Below are 22,064 nucleotides of genomic sequence, written 5' to 3'. Positions count from 1 at the left end.
TTGAAAGGGTCGGGCAGCGCATGCGCCGGTTGAGAATCTGGCTGGAAACGGGTGGGTATGCCGTAGATCCGGGCCGGCCGGGCTGCCATCCCGGACACGATGGCAGCGGTGGCTGGACGCGCGCAGCGGGGAGTCCGTCGCGCAATGGCCCGGCCATCAATCGCCAAGTCCTGGCCAGCCCCGGCCACCATCAGCCAAAGCCTTGGCAAAACGGGGTTGCGACGCACGGCACCGGGGCGAGGTGGAGGATCAACGGACCGAGATAATTCTGCACACAGCGATCCTGACCGTTAAATGCGGTCGTCCAAATCTAATGCGCCGCGCGGCAGGGTGCAGCCTGGGCTATCCTCATCGGCCCTTCGGCATAGTTCAATCGATCGGGCACAGTCTTCGCCCGGCCCCGGTCAGCCCGGAAGGTCGAGGCGATCGTGGGTTTCAAGATCGGGGGAAGGACCCTTCACCGCACCGATCAGGAACTCCTTGTTCCCCTCCGGTCCGGTGATCGGGCTTTCGGTGATGTCCAGCACGCGCCAGCCCGGAAGAGCATCCAGCCATGTGCGGATGCGGTCGCAAACCTCCTGGTGCAGTTCGGGCTCGCGCACGACGCCGCCCTTGCCGACGCGGCCCTTGCCGACCTCGAACTGCGGCTTGATGAGGGCGACCAGCCGCCCGCCCGGTACCACGAGGGCCAGCGCCGCCGGCAGCACGATCTCCAGCCCGATGAAGCTTGCGTCGCACACCACCAGGTCGACCGGGTCCGGAATCTCGGCCATGGTCAGGTGGCGGGCATTGGTCTTCTCCAGAACGACCACGCGCGGATCGGTGCGCAGCTTCCACGCCAACTGGCCATGACCGACATCGACGGCATAGACCTTGGCGGCACCGCGGGTCAGCAGCACGTCGGTGAAGCCGCCGGTGGAGGCGCCGACATCGACAGCGGTCAGTCCGGTGGGGTCGATGGCGAAGACGTCCAGCCCTTTTACCAGCTTCAGCCCGCCGCGCGACACCCAGGGATGGTCCTGCCCCTTGACCGCCAGCGGGGCTTCCGCCGCGATCAGGTCGCCAGCCTTGTCGATGCGCTTCGTCTCGGAATAGACCAGCCCGGCCAGGATCAGCGCCTGCGCCTTGGCGCGGCTTTCCGCCAGCCCGCGCTCCACCAGCGCCACGTCAACCCTCACCCGTGCCATGCCGTCGCCCTTCGCTCGCTCGTGACGGCGCATTCCTGACGCGGAACCGCCGCAAGGGCAAGCCCCGGTTCCAGACGGCAGCCGGCCGGGCGTCAGGCCGGCGGGAAATCCACCGACACGCGGGTGCCATAGGGACTGCTGTCCGCCGTCAACCGGCCACGCAGTTGGCCGACGAAGGCGCGCACCACCTTCAGCCCCAGCGTCGACGCACGGGCGACGTCCAGGCCCTGCGGCAGGCCGATGCCGCGGTCGACGACCTCCAGATGGATGCGGCCGCCTTCACCACGGCCGAGCCGCACGTCGATGTCGCCGGGCACTCCGGCGGGAAAGGCGTGGCGCGCCGCGTTGCCGACCAACTCGCTGACGATCAGGCTGAAGGGAATGACCGACTCCATCGGCATCTCGGTCGTCTCGGCCGTGACCTTGACGCGGTGGGCGCCGGGCAGCGTCGCCTCAAGCTCCTGGCACAGTTCGCGCAGATGGACCGCCATGTCGACGGTGCCGGCCCGCAGGGCGCCGTGGGTGCGCTGGTGGGCCTGGGTGACGATGCCGACCCGTCCGCCGGCGCTCTGCAGGGCGCGGCGGACCTCGGGATCCTTGCTCGACAGGGTCTGCAGGGTCAGCAGGCTGGAGACCAGCTGCAGCGTGTTCTTCAGCCGGTGGCTGACGTCGCGCAGCCGCCGGTCATGCTCGGCCGCCGACTCCGGCGTCTCGTCGGCAGTGACGATCAGGGCGCGGACGACGCCGTTGACCCCCAGCAGCGGGGTGACCCGCACATCCCAGAACCGCTCGCCATCGGTGGTGCGGTCACTGGCGGCCCGGTTGCGCTGCGGCTGGCCTGTCCGCCGCGCCTCGATCAGCATTGACAGCGACAGGGCCGGAAAACGCTCCGTCAGGTTGGTTCCCGCGACCGCGCCCAGCGCCCGGAAGGCGGCGTTGGCGAAGGCGCAGCGGTCACCCTCCCCTTCCACCAGGGCGGTGGGTGTCGGCGTCTGATCCAGCAGGCTGCGCAACATCGCCGGATCGTCGATGCCGACGCCGCCGGCCGCAACGTCGGCGCTGGCCGCCCGATCCACTCCCGGATCGGTGCCGAACTCCGCGTTGCGGTATGCCGTGACCGCCATGATGTGCGCCATCGCCCCTGACCTCGTATCCATCCGCTGCCGCAGGCTCTTCCCCCGTTGCCCGGGGGCTACCATTCCAGCTTGGGAAGTGTAAGGCGTCGCTTGCGCTCCATACCAGTCCAACAACCCGAAAGGCCGCTAGACAAATGGCATTACGCCGTTTGGATGCCCTCGGCGAATGGGTGAAGGAATCGGCGGTCAGGCCCGCGCCGCAGCGCTCTCGATCCCCAGCGCCTGCAGCGCGGTGCGGACGATTTGCTGAGCGGTCAGGCCGGCGGTCTCATACTGTTTCGCCGGCGAGTCGTGGTCGAGATAGAGGTCGGGCAGAACCATCGGCCGGATCTTCAATCCGCCGTCGAGCAGCCCGGCCGTCGCCAGGAATTGCAGCACGAAGCTGCCGAAGCCGCCGACCGATCCCTCCTCGATGGTGATCAGCACCTCGTGCTCCAGCGCGAGCCGGCGGACCAGATCCTCGTCCAACGGCTTGGCGAAGCGGGCGTCGGCCAGGGTGGTCGACAGGCCGCGCGCCGCCAGCTCCGCCGCGGCGCGCCGGGCCTCGCCCAGGCGGGTGCCATAGCTGAGGATGGCGATCTTGGTGCCTTCCTGCAGGATGCGGCCCTTGCCGATCGGCAGCAGGCTGCCGCGTTCCGGCAGTTCCAGCCCCACGCCTTCGCCGCGCGGGTAGCGCAGGGCGGAGGCGCGGTCGTCGATGGCGGCCTGGGTAGCCACCATGTGCATCAGTTCCAGCTCATCCGCCGCCGCCATCAGGACAATGTCGGGCAGGCAGCCGAGATAGGCGGTGTCGAAGGACCCGGCATGGGTCGCCCCGTCCGCGCCAACCAACCCGGCGCGGTCCAGTGCGAATCGCACCGGCAGATGCTGCAGCACCACGTCATGGATGACCTGATCGTAGGCACGCTGCAGGAAGGTCGAATAGATGGCGCAGAAGGGCTTGAACCCCTCCGTCGCCATGCCGGCGGCGAAGGTCACCGCATGCTGTTCGGCGATCCCGACGTCGAAGCAGCGGTCGGGGAAGCGCTCCCCGAACAGGTCCAGCCCGGTGCCCGACGGCATGGCCGCGGTGATGCCGACGATGGTCGGGTCGGCCGCCGCCTCGGCGATCAGGCTCTGGGCGAAGACGCGGGTGTAGGTCGGGGCGTTGGACTTCGGCTTGGACTGGGTGCCGGTCACCACGTCGAACTTGGCGACGGCGTGCAGCTTGTCGGCCGACTCCTCCGCCGGGCCATAGCCCTTGCCCTTCTTGGTGACGACGTGGATCAGCACCGGCTTGTCGTCGTCGGCGTCGCGGACGTTCTGCAGCACCGGCAGCAGGTGGTCCAGGTTGTGACCGTCGATCGGGCCGATGTAGTAGAAGCCCAGCTCCTCGAACAGGGTGCCGCCGGTGACCATGCCGCGGGCATATTCCTCCGCCCGGCGGGCGGCGTTGCGCAGCGGACGCGGCAGCTGGTCGGCGATCTCCTTCGCCAGATGGCGCAGCGACAGGTACGGCTTGGACGAGATCAGCCGCGACAGATAGGCGCTCATCGCACCCACCGGCGGAGCGATCGACATGTCGTTGTCGTTGAGGATGACGATCAGCCGCGACTTGGTGGAGGCAGCGTTGTTCATCGCCTCGTACGCCATGCCGGCGCTCATGGCGCCGTCGCCGATCACGGCGATGACGTTGCGCCGCTCCCCCTTCATCTTGCTGGCGACCGCCATGCCGAGACCGGCGGAGATGGATGTGGAGCTGTGGCCGGCGCCGAAGGGATCGTATTCGCTCTCCGACCGCTTGGTGAAGCCGCTCAAGCCCCCGCCCATGCGCAGCGTGCGGATGCGGTCACGCCGTCCGGTCAGGATCTTGTGCGGATAGCACTGGTGCCCGACGTCCCAGATCAGCCGGTCATAGGGCGTGTCGAAGACGTAATGCAGCGCCACCGTCAGCTCGACCACCCCCAGCCCGGCGCCGAGATGGCCGCCGGTCACCGATACGGCGTCCACGGTCTCGGTGCGCAACTCGTCTGCGAACTGGCGGAGCTGCTCGGGCTTCAGGGCCCGCAGCTTGGCTGGCGTCGGACAAAGGTCGAGCAGCGGGGTCTTGGTGGAGGTCACGTCGCGATGGTCCTCAAAGCTCTGGTCAGGCGCGGCGCGCGACGACGAAGTCGGCAACGGCCTTCAACATATCGGCACGCCCATCGAAAATGTCCAAGTGCTGCGATGCCTGATGGGACAGCATTTCCGCCTGGGCACGGGCGCGGTCGCGGCCGAGGATCGAAACGAAGGTCGCCTTCCCGGCCTGGGCATCGCGGCCGACGGTCTTTCCGGTCTCTTCCGCCGTGCCTTCTACGTCCAGCAGGTCGTCGACGATCTGGAAGGCCAGCCCCATGTCGTGGGCATAGGCGCGCAGCGCCGTGCGCTGCGGCGGGTTGGCCTTGCCCAGGATGCCGCCGGCCTCGCAGGAGAAGGCGATCATCTCGCCGGTCTTCATGCGCTGCAGCCGGGTGGTGGTGCCGAGATCGAAGCTCTCATGCTCCGCGATCAGGTCCAGCATCTGGCCGCCGACCATGCCGTGGCCGCCGGCCGCCTTGGCCAGCGCCGACACCAGTTGGCAGCGGATGTTGGGATCCTCGTGAGTCGCCGGATCGGCCAGCACCTCGAACGCCAGCGTCAGCAGACCGTCGCCGGCAAGGATGGCGGTCGCCTCGTCGAACTGGCGGTGGCAGGTCGGCCGGCCGCGCCTCAGTTCGCCGTCGTCCATCGCCGGCAGGTCGTCATGGACCAGCGAATAGCTGTGGACCATCTCCACCGCGGCGGCGGCACGGATGGCGCAGTCGGGGTTGACGCCGAACAGCGCCGCCGACTGCATCACCAGGAAGGGCCGCAGCCGCTTGCCGCCGTTCAGGCAGCCATAGCGCATGGCGTCGAACACCCGCGCCTCCGCCAGATCGGTGGTCGGCAGCAGAGCGCCGATCTTCATCTCGACGGCCTGCGCGATCTCCGCCATGGCGGACTTCAATTCGGTCTGGGAAATGGTCTGCACGTCAGTCGATCCGGGCGGGTTCGGTGCCGAGGGAGCCGTCGGCGCTCACGGTGATGCGGTCGATCTTGGCCTGCGCCTCGCGCAGCTTCATCTCGCAATGGCGCTTCAGCGCCGTACCGCGTTCGTAGGAGGAGATGGCGTCGTCAAGCTTGCCGCGTCCTTCCTCAAGCTGGCGGACGATCCGCTCCAGTTCGGCGAGCGCATCCTCGAAACTGAGGGCGGCGATGTCGGGCGGAATGGGAACAGCAGAGGCGGAAGGGGGCATGTCGGGCAGAACCATCGATGGAACCTCAAGCCCGCGAAGGTATGCCCCGCCCTCGCCCGGCGCAAGGCCCGAGGCACTCCCGTACCCCGGCCCTTGCGGACTATGTGCCGCCACTGTGCGGCCTATGCGTTCGGGCAGCCCCTCCCACTTTCGGGAGAAGGGGACCGCCGTTGCGCGGGGAAGGTTCCGGTCAGCAGTACATCAGTTCGCGCACATGGGCCGCACTTGCCGACGCCAATGCCCGAAGATTGTAGCCGCCTTCCAGCACCGAGACGATCCTTGCGCCGCAATGGGTGCGGGCCAGTTCGCCCAGCTTGCGGGTGGCCCAGACGAAATCATCGTCGATCAGGTGCAGGCCGGCCAGCGGATCGCGCGAATGGGCATCGAACCCGGCGGAGATGATCAGGAGGTCCGGCTTGAAATGGTCGATGGCCGGCAGGATCACGTGCGTCATCGCGTGGCGGAACTCCGGCGACCCGGCCATGGCCGGCAGCGGCGCGTTGACGCAGTTGCCATACTCGCCCTTCTCCCCCGCGTCGCCGGTGCCGGGGTAGAGCGGCGACTGGTGGGTGGAGCAATAGAGCATGTCGGGATCGAACTGCAGGATGTCCTGGGTCCCGTTGCCGTGATGGACGTCGAAATCCATCACCGCCACCCGCTGCAGCCCATGGGCGGCGCGGGCGTGGAAGGCGCCGACTGCGGCGTTGTTGAACAGGCAGAAGCCCATCGCCTTCTCCCGCTCGGCATGGTGGCCAGGCGGCCGGACCGCGCAGAAGGCGTTGCGCGACTGGCCGGTCGCCACCGCGTCGACCGCGGCGCAGACCGCGCCGGCCGCACGCAGCGCCGCCTCCCCCGATCCGGGCGAGACGACCGTGTCGGCATCGACGCCCGCATGCTCCACGTCGGGGATCAGCGACAGCACGCGGTCGATGTGCGACTGCGGATGCGCCCGCAGAAGCTGTTCAACCGTGGCGCGCGGCGCCTCCTGCCGTTCCAGCATGTGGAACTCCTCCGTCTCCAGCGCGGCGAGCACGGCGCGCAGGCGGTCGGAGCATTCGGGATGACCGAGACCCGTGTCGTGCTCCAGGCACGCCGGGTGGGTGAACAGGGTGGTGAACATCGATTTTTCGGTCGTTATCGTTGGTTTTCGGGCGGCGATTGCAGCGTTTCCGAAAACCATTCTTCCCGGATCGCTAATGAAAGTACAGGCTGAATCCAGGACGATTCGTCACAGCCCACTTTCGGGAACCGGGGCAATCCGTGTCCCCCTGCGATCGGGGTATAATCGATGCGGAGGATCGCCGGTTCAGGCCACCCGTTCGATGACGAAGCGCAGGACGCCGTCCTCTTCGGTGACGGACAGCAGGCGGTTGCCGGTCGCCTCGCAGAATGCGGGAAAGTCCTTGCGGGCACCGGGGTCGGTCGCCTCCACCGTCAACGTGTCGCCGACGGCGATGGTCCTGATCGCCTTGCGCGCGCGCAAGACGGGGAGCGGGCACTGCAAGCCCTTGGTATTCAAAGGATGGTCGGTCATGGCAGAATGCTACCCGACCGGCCGGCCGGTGTCACGACGGATGCGGCGGCGCGGTTGATCCTGCCATTGCGGATGATTATCGCTCACAACCGGAAGCTGATATATCTGTAGCGGCTCTGTTTCGAGATGCGAGAAAAACAGCGCGTCGCCGATGATGGCGACGCTCAAGCCGTCGCATGCGCCAAGCAGCGGCGCGGTCGCCATGCCGGATTCCCACAGGTGGACAATAGCCGTCCGATACGAATATACTAGGATACGAACATTTTTCTTTGCCTGGTCGCGCAACGACGGCTCAGGCGCAAAACGAATCGGAACGGACAGGGCGACGGTAGAGCGATGAAGATCGAGGATTTGCAGGCCAACGCCCGCCGGGCAAGTGCGCTGTTGAAGGCGATGTGCAACGAGCGGAGGCTGCTCATCCTGTGCCACTTGAGCCAGGGCGAGCGGTCGGTGGGCGAGTTGGAGGATCTGGTCGGGCTCAGCCAGTCGGCGCTGTCCCAGCATCTGGCCCGGCTGCGCAACGACAATCTCGTCCGTACGCGGCGCAGCGCCCAGAACATCTACTATTCGCTGAACGGACACGAGGCGCAGACGATCATGACGACGCTGCACGGCCTCTACTGCACGCCCGCGGCCGAGGACGCCGACTGCGACAGCCGCAGCAGCGACTCGGCCGCGGACCAGTCCGACCTGCGCACCGCCACGGCCGGCTGATCGCCGGACACCGACTTGACCGCCGCCTCGTTTCGACGGGCGCAAGCCTCAGCCGCGCGCCCGCAGGGCCGCGACCGCCAGCGCCAGCCAGCCCAGCATGAAGCTCCAACCGCCGGCCGGCGCCGTCATCGGCACCGGCAGCGGTCCGACGGTGCCCAGCGCGTAGAGCGTGCCGCAGAACAGCAGAATCCCGGCGACGAACAGCCATCCCGCGATCCGTAGGGCCAGCCCGCCCATCCCGCCGCTCCCGATCCGGCCCCGAAGCACCACCAGCAGCACCAGCGCCAGCGCATGCGCCATCTGATACTGCCCGGCGATGCGGAACCATTCCTGCGCCTGCGGCTGGGCGGCCAGCGCGTGGCTGGCATAGGCGCCGGTGCCGACCGCAATGGCGCCGTTCAGAGCGGCGAAGACGATCCAGATCCGGTCGATCACTCCCACGGGCATCCTTCCCTTCCTTCGCGCCACCGCCAGCTCGTGTTTTAGAGCCTGGGGCGGTGCTATGCTGCCGCTTGTCTACACGCAGCCCGCCCGTGCGAGCAAGAAACGACCATGACGTCCCACACCCCCACTCCCCTGGTCAGCATCGTCACCCCCACCTGGCAGCGCGAGGAGTTCCTGCCACGCCTGCATGCCTGCATCCGGGCGCAGACCCATGGCGAGATCGAGTGGCTGGTGTTCGACGACAGCCCGCGCCCATCGGCCTACCTGAAGGCGCTGGCGAACCCGCGGCTGAAATATTTCTACTCGCCCAGCCGCTATGCCATCGGCGAGAAGCGCAACATCCTGGCCGAGCATGCCAAGGGATCGGTGATCGTCCACATGGACGACGACGATTTCTATGCGCCGACTTATGTGGAGCGGATGCTGGACTGGCTCGATCGGGGGCATGATCTGGTGAAGCTGTCGGGCTGGTTCCTCTACAGCGTGCCGCACCGGCGCTTCGGCTATTGGGACACGGCCCGCGGCGGCTCGCACCACCGCTGGGGCCGGCAGGCCTGCAGCTATGTGGAGGCGCCGGACGCCCCGCCCTCCCCCGACAATCTCGACGGTTACGGATTTTCCTACGCCTACCGCCGTGAGGTCTGGGGGACGGTGCGCTTCCCGACGGTGAACGCCTGCGAGGACGCGCCCTTCGTCAAGGCCGCGCGCGAACGCTTTCGCGTCGGCGCCTTCCCGGACACGGAGGGGCTGTGCCTGCACACGCTGCACGCCCGCAGCACCAGCCTGTGCCTGCCGCAGTACGAATTGCCGCCGCTGCTGATGGATCGGCTTTTCGGCCCGGAAGCGGCCGCTTACACCTGAACGTCGAGGAACATGCCGCGGCGATAGTTGCGCGGCAGGGTCAGCACGCCGTTGACAACCAGGGCGGCCAGTTCACGCAAGCTCGGAACCCGTTGCCGTCCCTGCTGGACGACGCCCTCGGCGCGTGCGCGTGCACCGCTCGCGGCGACACGGCCACCACCGGAGTCGGGGCGGATCAGCTCGTTCGAACGTTCGCCGGTGCGTCTGGTCTCTACCATAGGGGCCATTTACCATAAATACCGCACCTGGGGAAGAGACACCGGCTGTGACAATAGCTGTTTGAACCCAGGCGGATAGCGGTCCCCACCCACATGCCGGCTGTCGCAGCCGTTCGAATCGTGGGCATTTGGCTCAACGCAATTTCGATAGTGGTAGGATTTCCTTTACGTTTTAAGTGCGAACATTTTGTAGACATATTATTTCGCCGGGTGCGAAGCATCCGGTCGTTCCACCCAACCGCGATCCTTGCCGAGGCACCATGACATCGGACGTCGCACGCTTCCTTGGCTTCGCATTTGCCAATGCGGATGTGCTGATCGAGGTGGATGCCCGTGGAATCATCGGCTTCGCCGCCGGCGCCTTGCAGCATGTCCTGGGAATCACCGATGCCGAACTGATCGGTCAGCCGATCGACCGGATGCTGGCGGCCGGCGACCGCGGGTTGGTGCGGCGCCTGCTGCGCACCGCCGGGTCCAACCGCCGGCTGGAGCCGCGGACGGTCGCCCTGGCCGGCGGGACGCAGGCCACCCTGTCCGGCTATCGGCTCGGCCGCTCGCCCAACGTGCAGCTGACGCTGACCCGGTCGGAAAGCAAAGGAGCCGAGGCGCCGGCCCGCGACGCGGAGACCGGGCTGCTCGACCCCGAGGCCTTCCAGGCGCAGCTGGGCGAGCGCTTCGGCGTCGACGTCGGCCAGTCGCCGCCGAAACTGACCCTCATCAAGATCGCCGACTTCGGCGAGGTCAAATCGCGGCTGGGCCCGGAACTGACGCTGCGCCTGCTGGGAGAGGTCGGGGCGCTGCTGCGCGTCCACGCCGCCGACGACACGCTGGCGACCCGGCTGGGGGAGGATCGTTTCGGTCTCGTCCACGGCAGCGACCTGTCGGCCGGCGCGCTCGCCGACGAAATCGCGGTGACCGGCGCCGGCCTGTCGCCGGACGGCCAGCCGCTGGCGTCGGAAAATCTGACGCTCGACATGTCCGCCCCCGGCCTCAGCCGCGAGGATGCCGGACGCGTGCTGATGTTCACGGTGAAGAGCTTCGCCGAGGAGACGGCCAAATTCGACATCTCCACCATGCATGACGCGGTGAAGCTGCTGGTCGACCAGACGGTGACGCGGGTGACCAGCCTGCGCACCACCCTGACCGACGACCGGCTGAAGCTGCAATTCCAGCCGATCGTTTCGCTCGCCACCCGCGGCCTGCACCATTACGAGGCGCTGGCCCGCTTCCCCAACGGCGCTCCCGGCCCGACCATCGCCTTCGCCGAGCAGATCGGCATGGTCCATGACGTCGACCTGCTGGTCTGCGAAAAGGCGCTGGAGACGCTGGCGACCGATCCCTCCCTGCAGATTGCCGTGAACATGTCGGCGGCCTCGCTGGGCAGCGACATCTTCGTGGTCGCCTTCCAACGGCTGGTCGCCCGCGACCCGGCATTGCGCTCCCGCCTGCTGGTGGAGGTGACCGAATCGACCGGCCTGACCGACCTGCCGCGCGCCGCCCGCGTGCTGGAGGAGTTGCGCCGCACCGGCCACCGCATCTGCCTGGACGATTTCGGGGCCGGCGCGGCGTCCTTCCCCTACATCCAGGCCCTGCCGGTCGATTTCGTGAAGATCGACGGCAGCTATGTCCGCCGGCTGGGCGGCAGCCCGCGCGACGACGCCATCCTGCGCGCCATGGTCGGTCTGTGCCGGGAAATCCGCGTGCAGGTGATCGCCGAGATGGTGGAGACGCAGGACCAGGCGGCGCAGCTCAACGCCTGGGGCTTCGAACTGGCCCAGGGCTATCATTTCGGCAGGCCGGCAGACCGCCCGGCCTACAAGCCGGCCAGCCTGTTCGCATCGCCGGCACCCGCCCGCTCCGGTCTGGCGGACGGCTGGGCCTGAGGCCGCGCCAGGCTATAACCGACGCCATACGACAAAATCTTTTCCTTCCGAGTGGAATGAAAGCCGGAGCGGCGACGTTCATCGGCTCATGAGGGGACAAGATACCCCCGACACCAGGAGGACGCCGGAATGACTGGCCGCTTTGGGTTTGGATTGAAAGCCGTGGTTCTGGGCGCTCTGGTCGCCGGATCGATGCTGGGCGCCACCGTCGGGCCCGCCGCCGCCCATGACGACTGGCGCGGACGAGGCGACCATGGCCGCGAGTGGTACGGCCCCGGCCGCGGCGGCCCGGACTGGCGCTGGGAGCGCCCCCATCACCGTCATTGGCGCGAGCGCGGCGCCTATTACGCCCCGCCGCCCGTCGTCTACGCCCCGCCCCCGGTCGTTTACGCGCCGCAGCCGCGGGTGATCTATGCGCCGCCCCCTGTCGTCTATGCGCCGCAGCCGGTGGTTCCGGGCTTCGGTCTTAGCGTCAACATCCGCTGACGCTCCCGGCTGCCGGCACATCCGGCCCCCGGCGAAAAGGACGGCTTCCGGCGAAGCGCTCCCCGCATTATGGTGCGCCCCGTTCGGTAAAGCCGCCCCGCCGGGGCGCAGCAGCCAGGGAGACGGGTTTTGCGGGTTCTTAGCGTGTGCGCCGCGGCGGTGGGCAGCCTTTCCATCGCCTTCGGGATCGCCGGCACGGTTGCCGGTTCCGCCGATGCGGCCGAGCCCCGCCTGATGGCGGCGCTGGGCAACACCGTGCTGACGATGACCGACATCGGGCCGAAGCACACACAGGTGTCGGTGAACGACAAGCCCGTGTTCGAGGACAAGGAAAGCGACATGCTGTCCTTCGTCGGCGCCTATTCGCTGAAGGACCGCTGGATCGCCCTGTTCCAGGCCGATACCGGCGCCAAGGACTGCCCCACCCGCTTCCGCATCCTGGAGGTCGGCGGCCCGCAACCGCTGGTCTCCTATCCCTTCGGCTCCTGCAGCGATGCCGCCCAGGTCACCATCGACAACGATGTGCTGACGATCTCGATGCCGCAGCCCGGCGGCGGGGGCGAGGCCGCCTGGACCTATCGCAACGGCAAGATCGGCCGCACCAAGTGAGCAATCGGCACGGCAGGGTTCCGCGTCCCGCGCCGTGTCCCTAGATTGACGGCGGCAGGCGCAGCTTTTAAGGTCCGGACCTCCGCACATTCCCGTTCCGGGACAGGAAGTTCGCCCCATGATTGCCAGCAGCGCCAGCCGGCCCAGCCGCCGGCCCAACACTCCGCTCTTCTCCTCGGGTCCCTGCGCGAAGCGTCCGGGCTGGTCGCTCGATGCGCTGGACGGCGCGCTGCTCGGCCGCTCCCACCGCTCCAAGCCGGGCAAGGCCAAGCTGAAGGAGGTCATTGACCTCACCCGCGCGGTGCTGGGCATCCCCGGCGACTACCGCATCGGCATCGTCCCCGCCTCCGACACCGGGGCGGTGGAGATGGCGCTGTGGTCGATGCTGGGTGCCCGCGGCGTCGACATGCTGGCCTGGGAAAGTTTCGGCAAGGAATGGGTGACCGATGTCGCCAAGCAGCTGAAGCTGCCGGACGTCCGCAACCTGATCGCCCCCTATGGCGAATTGCCGGACCTGTCGGCGGTCGATTTCAGCCGCGATGTGGTCTTCACCTGGAACGGCACCACCGCCGGCGTCCGGGTGGCGGACGGCGACTGGATCGCCGACGACCGCGAAGGGCTGACCATCTGCGACGCCACCTCGGCGGCCTTCGCCATGGCGCTGCCCTGGCACAAGATCGACGTCGCCACCTGGTCCTGGCAGAAGGTGCTGGGCGGCGAGGCGGCGCACGGCATGCTGGTGCTGAGCCCGCGCGCGGTCGAACGGCTGGAGAGCTTCCAGCCCGACCGGCCGCTGCCGAAGATCTTCCGCCTGACCAAGAACGGCAAGCTGATCGAAGGCATCTTCGAAGGCGACACCATCAACACGCCGTCGATGCTGTGCGTCGAGGACGCCATCGACGGCCTGCGCTGGGCCCTGTCGCTGGGCGGCCTGCCCCAGTTGATCCGCCGGTCGGAGCAGAACCTGCGCATCGTCGCCGACTGGGCGGAAACCAGCAGCTGGGCCGGCTTCCTGGCCAAGGACCCGGCCAACCGCTCCTGCACCTCGATCTGCCTGCGCTTCACCGATCCCGACGTGACCGCCCTCTCGGAAGAGGCGCAGGCCGCCTTCGCCAAGAAGCTTTCGGCCCTGCTGGAGAAGGAGGAGGCCGCCTTCGACGCCGGCTCCTACCGCGACGCGCCGCCCGGCCTGCGGCTGTGGGGCGGCGCCACGGTGGAGAACGAGGATATGGAGGCGGTGCTGCCCTGGCTCGACTGGGCCTTCGCGACCGTCAAGGCGGAGGTCCTCGGCCCCAAGCAGGGTTGAGTTCGACCAAGCGCGAGCCGGGCCGTAATCCACAGCCCTGTCCGCCCCCCTCAAAAAGCCCCACCGTGGCACAGCCGCCACGGTGGGGCTTTTTGCATGGGTTGCTCTTGTGCTTTGCAGCAAAGGATCGGGCCAGGAAACCGTTCGTACACCGCAGCATTTCTGCACCAGTGTGACCGGCCTGACGCGTGTTCCAACCTCGCAAGCTTGACCATGGTTATCCACAGAACCGTGGACAAGGTGGTGGATAAGCCTGTTGAACCATCGGTGCCGCCTGTCCCGAAACCGTCATGGAGGAAACGGGACCGATTCGCCCCCGTGGTCGCCGGACGGGCGGGGGCGGCTCCCCGGTTGAGGCACCGCCCTATCCCGAAGATGGTCTGGCAGCCTGTCGGTTGTGTCCCGACTCTTGGAAGGGATTTCCGGCGGTCCCGCTGCGGTGCGGCAACGCCGGTGCAACGACGGAAGGGCTCGGGAACGACCATGGCGCACTACCTCATCACCGGCGGCTGCGGTTTCATCGGCTCGCATCTGGCCGACCGGCTGCTCGCCGACGGACACCGGGTGACGATCCTCGACAACATGTCGAGCGGCCGGCTGGAGAACAAGCCGAGCGCCGCGACGCTGGTGGTGGGCGACGTGGCCGACCCCGACGCGGTGCGCGAGGCGATGGCCGGCGATTCCGGCGAAGGCGTGGACGGCGTTTTCCACCTCGCCGCCGTCGCGTCGGTGCAGAAATCGCGGGAGCTGTGGGCGGAGACCCACCGCACCAACCTGCTGGGCACCGTCACCGTGTTCGAGGCGGCGCGCGACGCCAAGCGGGGCAGCCCGATCCCGGTGGTCTACGCCTCTTCCGCCGCCGTCTATGGCGACAACACCAACACCCCGCTGAAGGAGGACGAGCTGCCGCGCCCGCTGTCGGCCTATGGCGTCGACAAGCTGGGCTGCGAGATGCACGCCCGAGTCGCCTGGGCGATCCAGGGGGTGCCGACGGTCGGCTTCCGCTTCTTCAACGTCTATGGCCCGCGCCAGGACCCGATGTCGCCCTATTCCGGCGTGATCTCCATCTTCGCCCGCCGGGTCGCCCGCGGCGAGGACGTGGAGATCCACGGTGACGGCCAGCAGGTCCGCGATTTCGTCTTCGTCGGCGATGTGGTCCGCATCCTGGCGCTGACGATGGAGCGGCGCTTCGCCGGGTCGCAGGTCTACAATCTCTGCACCGGCCGCGCGACCTCGCTGGTGATGCTGCTGGAGGTGCTGCAGGAACTGTGCAACAGCAAGGTCCGCCGCCGCCACACCGAACCGCGGGCCGGCGACATCCGTGTGTCGATCGGCGACCCGTCGCTGATGCGCTCCACCTTCGACACCATGTGTCAGGTCGGCCTGCTCCAGGGCCTGAGCGCCACCCTGACCGGCCGTATGCCTTGAGGGCGGTGCCATAGGCGGGTATGAGGGGAAGGGCTCAGTCATCAAGGTGTACGAAACATGGCCCGCCGCCGATCCCTGCCCCTGCGGGCACTGTTCGTCATCCTGGCGGTCCTCGCCGTCGTCGCGGTGGCGGAGCGGGTCCACATCATCCCGCCCGGAACGCTCGACCGCCTGCTGGGGCAGGAGACCCACCGTCCCCGCCAGCCGCGCAAGCAGGAGCAGGCCGAGCCCCCTCCTCCGGCCATCGCTCGCGCCACCGACAAAATCGACTATGCCGAGGTCGTCCGGCAGCTCGACGGCATCCGGGTGGAGCCGGAGAAGCGACGCGGCTACGACCGCGACGCGTGGCCGCACTGGCTGGCGCTGGAGGGCGGCTGCCTGAATTCGCGCGAGAAAGTGCTGATCCGCGACTCCCGGCGTCCGGCGACGCTCGATGCCAAGGGCTGCAGCGTGAAATCCGGCGACTGGATCGATCCCTACACCGGCGAACGCTACACCGACCCACAGGTGATCGACATCGACCACCGCGTGCCGCTGGAGGAGGCCTATGCCAGCGGCGGCTACGATTGGAGCCGGGAGAAGCGTGCCGCATACGCCAATGACACCAGCGACCCACTGACCCTGCTGGTCTCCAGCCGCGAGGCCAACCGCGCCAAAGGCTCCAAGGGACCGGAGGACTGGCTGCCGCCCAAGCGCGACGGTATCTGCCTCTATATCGCCGACTGGATCCTGGTGAAGGCGCGCTGGAGCCTCAGCATGGACGAGCGGGAGCGGGTGACCGTCGGCAACATCCTGAACGATTGCCGCGCCTCGGCCGCGCAGCAGCGCTGACGCAGCCCTGCCCTGTACGGTGCTTTGTTGGGCGCACCACCGGTTTCGCGCTACCGTCCGCCCCAAAATCAGATGGCCGGAAATGGGAGGGATGCATGAACCAGGAACCAAACGCCCTGTGGCGGGAAAGCGCCGCCACCCTGGCCGAACGGCTGGCGAAGCGGGAGCTATCGGCGCGCGAGGCGGTCGAGGCGCATCTGGCGCGGATCGCCGCGGCCGAACCGGCGCTGTCCGCCTTCATCACCGTCGCCGCCGAAAAGGCCCTGGCCCGCGCCGACGCGCTGGACGCCCGGCCGGCGCCCGTCGGTCCGCTGCATGGGGTTCCGGTGGCGGTGAAGGATCTGACCGATACCGCAGGCATCCGCACCACCTACGGCTCTGCGCTCTATGCCGACCATGTGCCGGCCAGCAACGACATCGCGGTTGCGCGGATCGAGGCGGCGGGCGGCATCGTCATCGGCAAGACCAACACACCGGAGTTCGGCTTCGGCGCCATCTGCCGGAACCGCCTGTATGGACCGACCCGAAACCCGGCCGATCCGGCTTTGACCTCCGGCGGGTCGAGCGGCGGGTCGGCGGCGGCGGTCGCGGTCGGCATGGCGCCGCTGGCGCACGGCACCGACTATGGCGGGTCGGTGCGGATCCCGGCCAGCTTCTGCGGCGTCGCCTCCATCCGGCCGACTCCGGGGCTGATCCCGGCGCCCGGCCGCGCGCTGGGCTGGGACACGCTGGCGACCCATGGCGTGCTGGCCCGCGACACCGCGGACTGCGCCCTGCTGTTGTCGGCGATGGCCGGCAGCGACCTGCGCGATCCGACCTCCCTGTTCGGCGACCGCGATGACGGATCGGAGACGCGGCTGGGCGCCACCGCCGATTTCGGCGTCGCCACCGTCTCCCAGGCGGTGCGGGAGCGCTTCGCCGAAGCGGTCGCCCGGCTGGAGCGGGCCGCCGGGCCGGTCGCGCGCCGCCATCCCGACTGCGGCAACGCCATGGCGACCTTCCGCACCCTGCGCGCCGCCCAGACCCGCCACGCCTTCGGCCCGATGCTGGCAAAACATGGCAAGGCGCTGACCGACACCATCCGCTGGAACATCGAGGCCGGCGCCGGCATCACCGCCGACGCCTATCTGGAGGCGCAGGCCGCCCGCACGGCGCTCTACCGCCGCTTCGTCGCGCTGTTCGAGGAGATCGACGTGCTGGCCGCCCCGGCCTGCGGCGTGCTGCCCTGGCCGAACGAGGACGGCGAGGTGACGGTGATCGACGGCCGGCCGGTGAAGTCCATCCTCGACTATCTCGGCGTCACCGCCATCGTCACGCTCATCGGCTTCCCCGTGCTGACCCTGCCCGTCAACGGTCCCGATGGCGGTGACGCCCTGCCCTTCGGCATCCAGCTGATCGCCCGGCCGGGCGAGGAACGCCGCCTGATCCGCCTGGGCCGCATGCTGGAGCGGGAGGCAGGGTTCACCCACCGCTGGGCCGCCGCCTGGGCTCCCTGACCGGGCACCTGCCGCCGGGACGTGATCCGCGGCAGGTGACAGCGAATTCATGCCTTTGGCGCGGCAAAGGGTGGTAATCGGCAGATCATGTGCTGACCGCTTGCGAGTGCCCGACCGATGCCCGCGCGTGCATACAATCCGCCCGCTCCCACCGGACGCCTGTCCGCCGCCCGCCAGTTCCTGTCCGACGTCTGGCGCCTGACCAGACCCTATTGGTCGTCGGAGGAAAAATGGGCGGCGCGCGGCCTGCTGGCGGCGATCGTCGTTCTCAATCTGGCGGCGGTGTTCATGGAGGTCTGGTTCACCCAGATCAACGCCGACATCTTCAACGCGCTGCAGGAGAAGGACCAGAGCGGCTTCATCCATGCCCTGCTGGTGTTCGGCGGACTGGCGCTGGTCTTCATCGCGGTGGCGGTCTATCGCCTCTATCTGAACCAGATGCTGCAGATCCGCTGGCGGCGATGGCTGACCGAACGCTATCTCGGCGATTGGCTGGAGAACCAGACCTATTACCGGCTGCAGTTCGCCAACACCGGCACCGACAACCCCGACCAGCGCATCGCCGAGGATCTGCGCGGTTTCGTTCAACTGACCCTCAGCCTGTCGCTGGGCTTCCTGACCAATCTGGTCTCCTTGGTCTCCTTCCTCGCCATCCTGTGGAGCCTGTCCGGGTCGGTCAAGATCCCATGGCTGGGCATCGACCTGCCCGGCTACATGGTGTGGGTGGCCCTGGTCTATGCCGTTGCCGGCACCTGGATCACCCACAAGATCGGCAGGCCGCTCGCCCGGCTCAGCTTCGACCAGCAGCGTTACGAGGCCGACTTCCGCTTCGCCCTGGTCCGGCTGCGCGAGAATGCCGAGAGCGTCGCCCTGCAACAGGGCGAGGCGCAGGAGGCGCGCGGTTTCGGCGACCGCTTCGCCCGCGTCGTCGCCAACTGGTGGTCGCTGATGCGCACGCAGAAACGGCTGGTCTGGTTTACCTCCGCCTACGGGCAGATTGCCGTCATCTTCCCGCTGCTGGTCGCCGCCCCGCGCTATTTCAGCGGCACCCTGCCGCTGGGATCGCTGATGCAGACCTCCCAGGCCTTCGGGCAGGTGCAGGGATCGCTGTCCTGGTTCATCGACGCCTACGTGAACCTCGCCGACTGGCACGCCACCACCAGCCGTCTGACCGGCTTTCACCATGCGGTACAGACGGTGCGCGCCGCCGGCCGCGACAATGCGGGGGTGGAGCGCACGGCGGCCATGGACGGCGCCCTGACGCTGGATGGGCTGGCCCTGACCCTGCCCACCGGCGGCACGCCGCTGGTCCGTGCCGACCTGACGGTGCAGCCGGGCGACACGGTGCTCATCACCGGCCCTTCCGGTTCGGGCAAGAGCACCATCCTGCGCGCCATCGCCGGCATCTGGCCCTTTGGCCATGGCCGCATCGCCCTGCCGGCCGGCGGCACCTCCACCGCCAACGGCAGCATGGTCCTGCCGCAGAAGCCCTACCTGCCGATCGGCACCCTGCGCGCCGCTGTCACCTACCCCGCCGCTGCCGACGCCTTCGAGGCGGAAGCGGTGCGCGAGGTGCTGGACGCCGTCGGCATGGCCGGCTTCGCCGATCGGCTGGACGAGGAGGACCACTGGTCGCAACGCCTGTCCGGCGGCGAGCAGCAGCGCATCGCCATTGCCCGCGCCCTGCTGCACAAGCCCGACTGGCTCTATCTGGACGAGGCGACCTCCGCCTGCGATCCGGAGACGGAGGAGAGGCTGTACGGCTTGCTGCGCGCCCGCCTTCCCGGAACCACATTGGTCAGCATCGGCCACCGCCCCAGCCTCGCCGCCTTCCACGACCGCAGGCTGACGGTGCGGCGCAACGGCGACGGGATCGGGGAACTGGCGGCGGCGGGGTGAACTACGCGGGGGACTGCTCCCCCCGCGCCTCCGCCAGCAGCCATTGGCGGAAGGCGGCGAAGGGCGGGTGGTTGGCCTTGCCGCGGGGGTGGACGAGGTAATAAGCGCGCGCGCTGCGGTGCGGGCGGTCGATGGCCGGGACCAGGGTGCCATCGTCCAATTCGGCGCGGACCAGCAGGGTAGGCAGCAGGGCGACGCCAAGCCCGGCTTCCGCCGCCTGGGCGGTGGTGGCGAACTGTTCGAACACCATGCCGGCGCCGGGGCGCGGCGGCAGCCCCTGGGCCGTCAGCCACTCGTTCCAGGCATCCGCGCGGGTGCTGGTGTGCAGCAGCGGCAGGGACAGCAGGTCGGCAGGTTCCGCCACCGGATGCGCCTTGAGGAAGGCTGGCGAACAGACCGGCAGCACCTCCTCGTCCAGCAGATGGTCGCAGACGGCGTCGGGCCAGTCGCCGAAGCCGTAATGGATGGCTGCGTCCAGGTCGTGCAGGCGGAAATCGAAGGGCGCCAGCTTGGTGGTGAAGTGGATCGTCACCTGCGGGTGCGCCGCCTGGAAGGCCGGCAGCCGCGGCACCAGCCAGCGCGTCCCGAAGGTCGGCAGGATGGCGAGGTTCAGCACGCCGCCCTTGGGCGCGGCGATGGTCCGCACGGTCGCAGCCGCGATCTGGCGCAGGGCATCGCGGATCGGATCGGCATAGAGCGCCCCGGTCGGGGTCAGTGTCACCCGTTGCCCTTTGCGGGTGAACAGCGGCGTGCCGATCTGGTCCTCCAACGCCTTGATCTGCCGGCTGACCGCCCCTTGGGTCAGCGACAGTTCGGCCGCCGCGGCGGTGAAGCTGCCGGTGCGGGCGGCCGCCTCGAAGGCGGTCAGCATGCTCATGGAGGGGAGGAGGCGGCGCTGCAGATCCATGACCTCTTCATTACCAAAGCTCATGACCTGTGGAAAGAAAGTCGTTTGCGCCCTGGCGCACGGCACGGCACGCTCGCTATCCTGGAGATCCTGAACAGGCGGGGCGGCATCGCGATGAAGACCGGTGGTCAGTTGATCGTCGAAGCGCTGGAGGCGCAAGGCGTGCGGCGGGTGTTCGGCGTGCCGGGCGAGAGCTATCTCGCCGTGCTGGACGCCCTGCACGACAGCCCGATCGAAATGGTCGTCGCCCGTCACGAAGGCGGTGCGGCGATGATGGCGGAGGCGCAGGCCAAGCTGACCGGCCGCCCCGGCGTCTGCCTCGTCACCCGCGGCCCCGGCGCCACCAATGCCGCGTCGGGCATCCATGTCGCCCAGCAGGACGAAACCCCGCTGGTCGTGCTGGTCGGCCAGATCGAACGCGGCATGCGTGGTCGCGACGCCTTCCAGGAGGTCGATTACGGCAAGCTGTTCGGCGGCATGTGCAAATGGGTCGCCGAAATCGACAGCGCCGACCGCGTGCCGGAGATGATCTCCCGCGCCTTCCACACCGCGATGGCCGGCCGTCCCGGTCCGGTGGTGCTGGCCCTGCCGGAAGACACGCTGACCGAGACTGCCGCCCCGGACGCCGACGCCGCCATCGCCCCGTGGGCCGAGCCGGTGGAGTGCGCCCCCACGCCGGCGCAGCTGGCGTCCTTCGGCGCCCTGCTCGCCAAGGCGGAACGGCCGCTTCTGGTCGTCGGCGGTTCCCGCTGGACGGCGGAGTCGGTCGCGGCGCTGCAAGGCTTTGCCGAAAAGCTGTCGCTGCCGGTGGCGGTCACCTTCCGCCGCCAGATGCTGTTCGACCACTGCCACCCGCTCTATGCCGGCGACATCGGGCTGGGCATCAACCCGAAGCTGACGGCGCTGGTCAGGGACAGCGACCTGCTGATCCTCCTGGGCGACCGCTTCTCCGAAGTGCCGTCGCAGAGCTACGACCTGCTGGGCATCCCCGATCCCCAAAAAACCGGGGGCAAGTCGGTGGTGCACATCCACCCGGGCGCCGAAGAGATCGGCCGCGTCTATCGCCCCTCGCTGGGCATGGTCGCCACCCCGGCCGGCTTCCTCGACGCCGTTGCGGAACTGAGCCTGACCGCGAAGCCTGAATGGAAAGCCCGCGCCGAGGCCGCGCACGCCGTCTATGAAGCCTGGAGCACCCCGCCCGACACCATTCCCGGCGACGTGCAGATGGGCCGCATCATGGCCTGGCTGGACGAACGGCTGGAGCATGACGCCATCTTCACCAACGGCGCGGGCAACTACGCCACCTGGATTCACCGCTTCCACCGCTTCCGCCGCTTCGGCACCCAGGCGGCGCCGGTCTGCGGGTCCATGGGCTACGGCCTGCCCGCCGCCATCGCCGCCAAGCTGCAGCACCGCACCCGCGACGTGCTGTGCTTCGCCGGCGACGGCTGCTTCCAGATGACGGGGCTGGAGTTCGGCACCGCCGTTCAGGAGGGGGCCGCCGTGATCGTGCTGGTCGTCGACAACGGCATGTATGGCACCATCCGCATGCATCAGGAGCGCGAATATCCCGGCCGCGTGTCCGGCACCCGGCTGCAAAATCCCGACTTCGCCGCCTTTGCCCGCGCCTATGGCGGCCATGGCGAGACGGTGGAGACCACCGACCAGTTCGCCCCGGCCTTCGAACGCGCCCGCGCGTCGGGCCTGCCTGCGATCATCCACATCAAGCTCGACCCCGAAGCCCTGACCCCGTCCCGGACACTCTCCGAGATCCGCGCGGCGGCGATGGGAAAGTGATTTAAGGAATCTAGCCCTCTCCCGGGACGGGAAAG

At 68.6% G+C, this 22,064-nt stretch carries 22 protein-coding genes; 11 read left to right on the top strand and 11 right to left on the bottom strand.

Features of this window, described 5'->3' with window-relative positions:
- Positions 1 to 404 precede the first annotated feature (404 nt).
- The 8 genes from FZ938_RS15075 to FZ938_RS30545 all read right to left on the bottom strand — a co-directional run bounded on the left by FZ938_RS15075 (position 405) and on the right by FZ938_RS30545 (position 7,354).
- Positions 405 to 1,187, bottom strand: coding sequence for a TlyA family RNA methyltransferase (locus tag FZ938_RS15075; RefSeq protein WP_149199288.1), 783 nt, complete (start codon positions 1,185 to 1,187; stop codon positions 405 to 407).
- A gap of 92 nt (positions 1,188 to 1,279) precedes the next feature.
- Complete coding sequence (locus tag FZ938_RS15070) at positions 1,280 to 2,311, bottom strand: sensor histidine kinase (RefSeq protein WP_246799031.1); 1,032 nt, start codon at positions 2,309 to 2,311, stop codon at positions 1,280 to 1,282.
- A 198-nt stretch (positions 2,312 to 2,509) separates the two neighbouring features.
- Positions 2,510 to 4,423 (bottom strand): 1-deoxy-D-xylulose-5-phosphate synthase, encoded by a 1,914-nt coding sequence (dxs, locus tag FZ938_RS15065; RefSeq protein WP_149199286.1) that lies wholly within the window; start codon positions 4,421 to 4,423, stop codon positions 2,510 to 2,512.
- Between the two features lie 25 nt (positions 4,424 to 4,448).
- A complete protein-coding gene (locus FZ938_RS15060) occupies positions 4,449 to 5,351 on the bottom strand; it encodes a polyprenyl synthetase family protein (protein WP_211101065.1) in 903 nt (300 codons plus the stop codon).
- A 1-nt stretch (position 5,352) separates the two neighbouring features.
- Positions 5,353 to 5,631 carry an exodeoxyribonuclease VII small subunit gene (locus FZ938_RS15055; RefSeq protein WP_149199285.1) on the bottom strand — a complete coding sequence of 93 codons (279 nt, stop codon included), beginning with the start codon at positions 5,629 to 5,631 and terminating at the stop codon, positions 5,353 to 5,355.
- Positions 5,632 to 5,806: 175 nt separating this feature from the next.
- Positions 5,807 to 6,736 (bottom strand): histone deacetylase family protein, encoded by a 930-nt coding sequence (locus FZ938_RS15050; RefSeq protein WP_109048709.1) that lies wholly within the window; start codon positions 6,734 to 6,736, stop codon positions 5,807 to 5,809.
- Between the two features lie 186 nt (positions 6,737 to 6,922).
- Positions 6,923 to 7,150: a sulfurtransferase TusA family protein gene (locus FZ938_RS15045; protein WP_149199284.1), complete on the bottom strand. Its 228-nt coding sequence runs from the start codon at positions 7,148 to 7,150 to the stop codon at positions 6,923 to 6,925.
- Between the two features lie 9 nt (positions 7,151 to 7,159).
- Entirely contained in the window at positions 7,160 to 7,354 is a 195-nt protein-coding gene (locus FZ938_RS30545) for a hypothetical protein (RefSeq protein WP_174757003.1), read from the bottom strand.
- 132 nt (positions 7,355 to 7,486) lie between these two features.
- On the opposite strand from FZ938_RS30545, the gene FZ938_RS15035 reads away from it, so the two are divergent.
- Positions 7,487 to 7,864 (top strand): ArsR/SmtB family transcription factor, encoded by a 378-nt coding sequence (locus tag FZ938_RS15035; RefSeq protein WP_149199282.1) that lies wholly within the window; start codon positions 7,487 to 7,489, stop codon positions 7,862 to 7,864.
- 48 nt (positions 7,865 to 7,912) lie between these two features.
- Here the strand turns inward: FZ938_RS15035 and FZ938_RS15030 are convergent, their stop codons facing one another.
- The gene (locus FZ938_RS15030) at positions 7,913 to 8,311 is read right to left on the bottom strand and encodes a DUF423 domain-containing protein (RefSeq protein ID WP_246457248.1); all 399 of its coding nucleotides are present in this window, start codon (positions 8,309 to 8,311) and stop codon (positions 7,913 to 7,915) included.
- A gap of 105 nt (positions 8,312 to 8,416) precedes the next feature.
- Here FZ938_RS15030 and FZ938_RS15025 point away from each other — a divergent pair, with 105 nt between their 5' ends.
- A complete protein-coding gene (locus tag FZ938_RS15025; RefSeq protein ID WP_149199281.1) occupies positions 8,417 to 9,169 on the top strand; it encodes a glycosyltransferase family 2 protein in 753 nt (250 codons plus the stop codon).
- Here the strand turns inward: FZ938_RS15025 and FZ938_RS15020 are convergent.
- Positions 9,160 to 9,396 carry a hypothetical protein gene (locus tag FZ938_RS15020; RefSeq protein ID WP_246799030.1) on the bottom strand — a complete coding sequence of 79 codons (237 nt, stop codon included), beginning with the start codon at positions 9,394 to 9,396 and terminating at the stop codon, positions 9,160 to 9,162. The genes FZ938_RS15025 and FZ938_RS15020 overlap by 10 nt on opposite strands.
- Before the next feature lie 251 nt (positions 9,397 to 9,647).
- Here FZ938_RS15020 and FZ938_RS15015 point away from each other — a divergent pair, with 251 nt between their 5' ends.
- The 8 genes from FZ938_RS15015 to FZ938_RS14980 all read left to right on the top strand — a co-directional run bounded on the left by FZ938_RS15015 (position 9,648) and on the right by FZ938_RS14980 (position 19,325).
- Positions 9,648 to 11,270, top strand: coding sequence for an EAL domain-containing protein (locus FZ938_RS15015; RefSeq protein ID WP_149199280.1), 1,623 nt, complete (start codon positions 9,648 to 9,650; stop codon positions 11,268 to 11,270).
- Positions 11,271 to 11,399: 129 nt separating this feature from the next.
- Entirely contained in the window at positions 11,400 to 11,756 is a 357-nt protein-coding gene (locus FZ938_RS15010) for a hypothetical protein (protein ID WP_149199279.1), read from the top strand.
- A gap of 129 nt (positions 11,757 to 11,885) precedes the next feature.
- A complete protein-coding gene (locus FZ938_RS15005; protein ID WP_246457247.1) occupies positions 11,886 to 12,365 on the top strand; it encodes a hypothetical protein in 480 nt (159 codons plus the stop codon).
- A 118-nt stretch (positions 12,366 to 12,483) separates the two neighbouring features.
- Positions 12,484 to 13,671: a phosphoserine transaminase gene (locus tag FZ938_RS15000; RefSeq protein WP_174757002.1), complete on the top strand. Its 1,188-nt coding sequence runs from the start codon at positions 12,484 to 12,486 to the stop codon at positions 13,669 to 13,671.
- A gap of 483 nt (positions 13,672 to 14,154) precedes the next feature.
- Positions 14,155 to 15,099 (top strand): SDR family NAD(P)-dependent oxidoreductase, encoded by a 945-nt coding sequence (locus tag FZ938_RS14995; RefSeq protein WP_149199278.1) that lies wholly within the window; start codon positions 14,155 to 14,157, stop codon positions 15,097 to 15,099.
- 57 nt (positions 15,100 to 15,156) lie between these two features.
- The gene (locus FZ938_RS14990; protein ID WP_149199277.1) at positions 15,157 to 15,930 is read left to right on the top strand and encodes an HNH endonuclease family protein; all 774 of its coding nucleotides are present in this window, start codon (positions 15,157 to 15,159) and stop codon (positions 15,928 to 15,930) included.
- A 95-nt stretch (positions 15,931 to 16,025) separates the two neighbouring features.
- The gene (locus FZ938_RS14985; RefSeq protein WP_149199276.1) at positions 16,026 to 17,426 is read left to right on the top strand and encodes an amidase; all 1,401 of its coding nucleotides are present in this window, start codon (positions 16,026 to 16,028) and stop codon (positions 17,424 to 17,426) included.
- A gap of 117 nt (positions 17,427 to 17,543) precedes the next feature.
- Complete coding sequence (locus FZ938_RS14980; protein ID WP_149199275.1) at positions 17,544 to 19,325, top strand: ABC transporter ATP-binding protein/permease; 1,782 nt, start codon at positions 17,544 to 17,546, stop codon at positions 19,323 to 19,325.
- 1 nt (position 19,326) lies between these two features.
- Here the strand turns inward: FZ938_RS14980 and gcvA are convergent, their stop codons facing one another.
- Complete coding sequence (gene gcvA, locus FZ938_RS14975) at positions 19,327 to 20,232, bottom strand: transcriptional regulator GcvA (RefSeq protein ID WP_149199274.1); 906 nt, start codon at positions 20,230 to 20,232, stop codon at positions 19,327 to 19,329.
- Positions 20,233 to 20,346: 114 nt separating this feature from the next.
- On the opposite strand from gcvA, the gene FZ938_RS14970 reads away from it, so the two are divergent.
- Positions 20,347 to 22,029, top strand: a complete 1,683-nt coding sequence (locus FZ938_RS14970; protein ID WP_149199378.1) for a thiamine pyrophosphate-binding protein — start codon at positions 20,347 to 20,349, stop codon at positions 22,027 to 22,029.
- The last annotated feature ends 35 nt before the right edge of the window (positions 22,030 to 22,064 follow it).

Source organism: Azospirillum oryzae, assembly GCF_008364795.1.
Classification (GTDB): Bacteria; Pseudomonadota; Alphaproteobacteria; order Azospirillales; family Azospirillaceae; genus Azospirillum; species Azospirillum oryzae.
The sequence above is the reverse complement of the archived record's forward strand: the minus strand, read 5'-3'. Positions and strand labels throughout refer to the sequence as shown.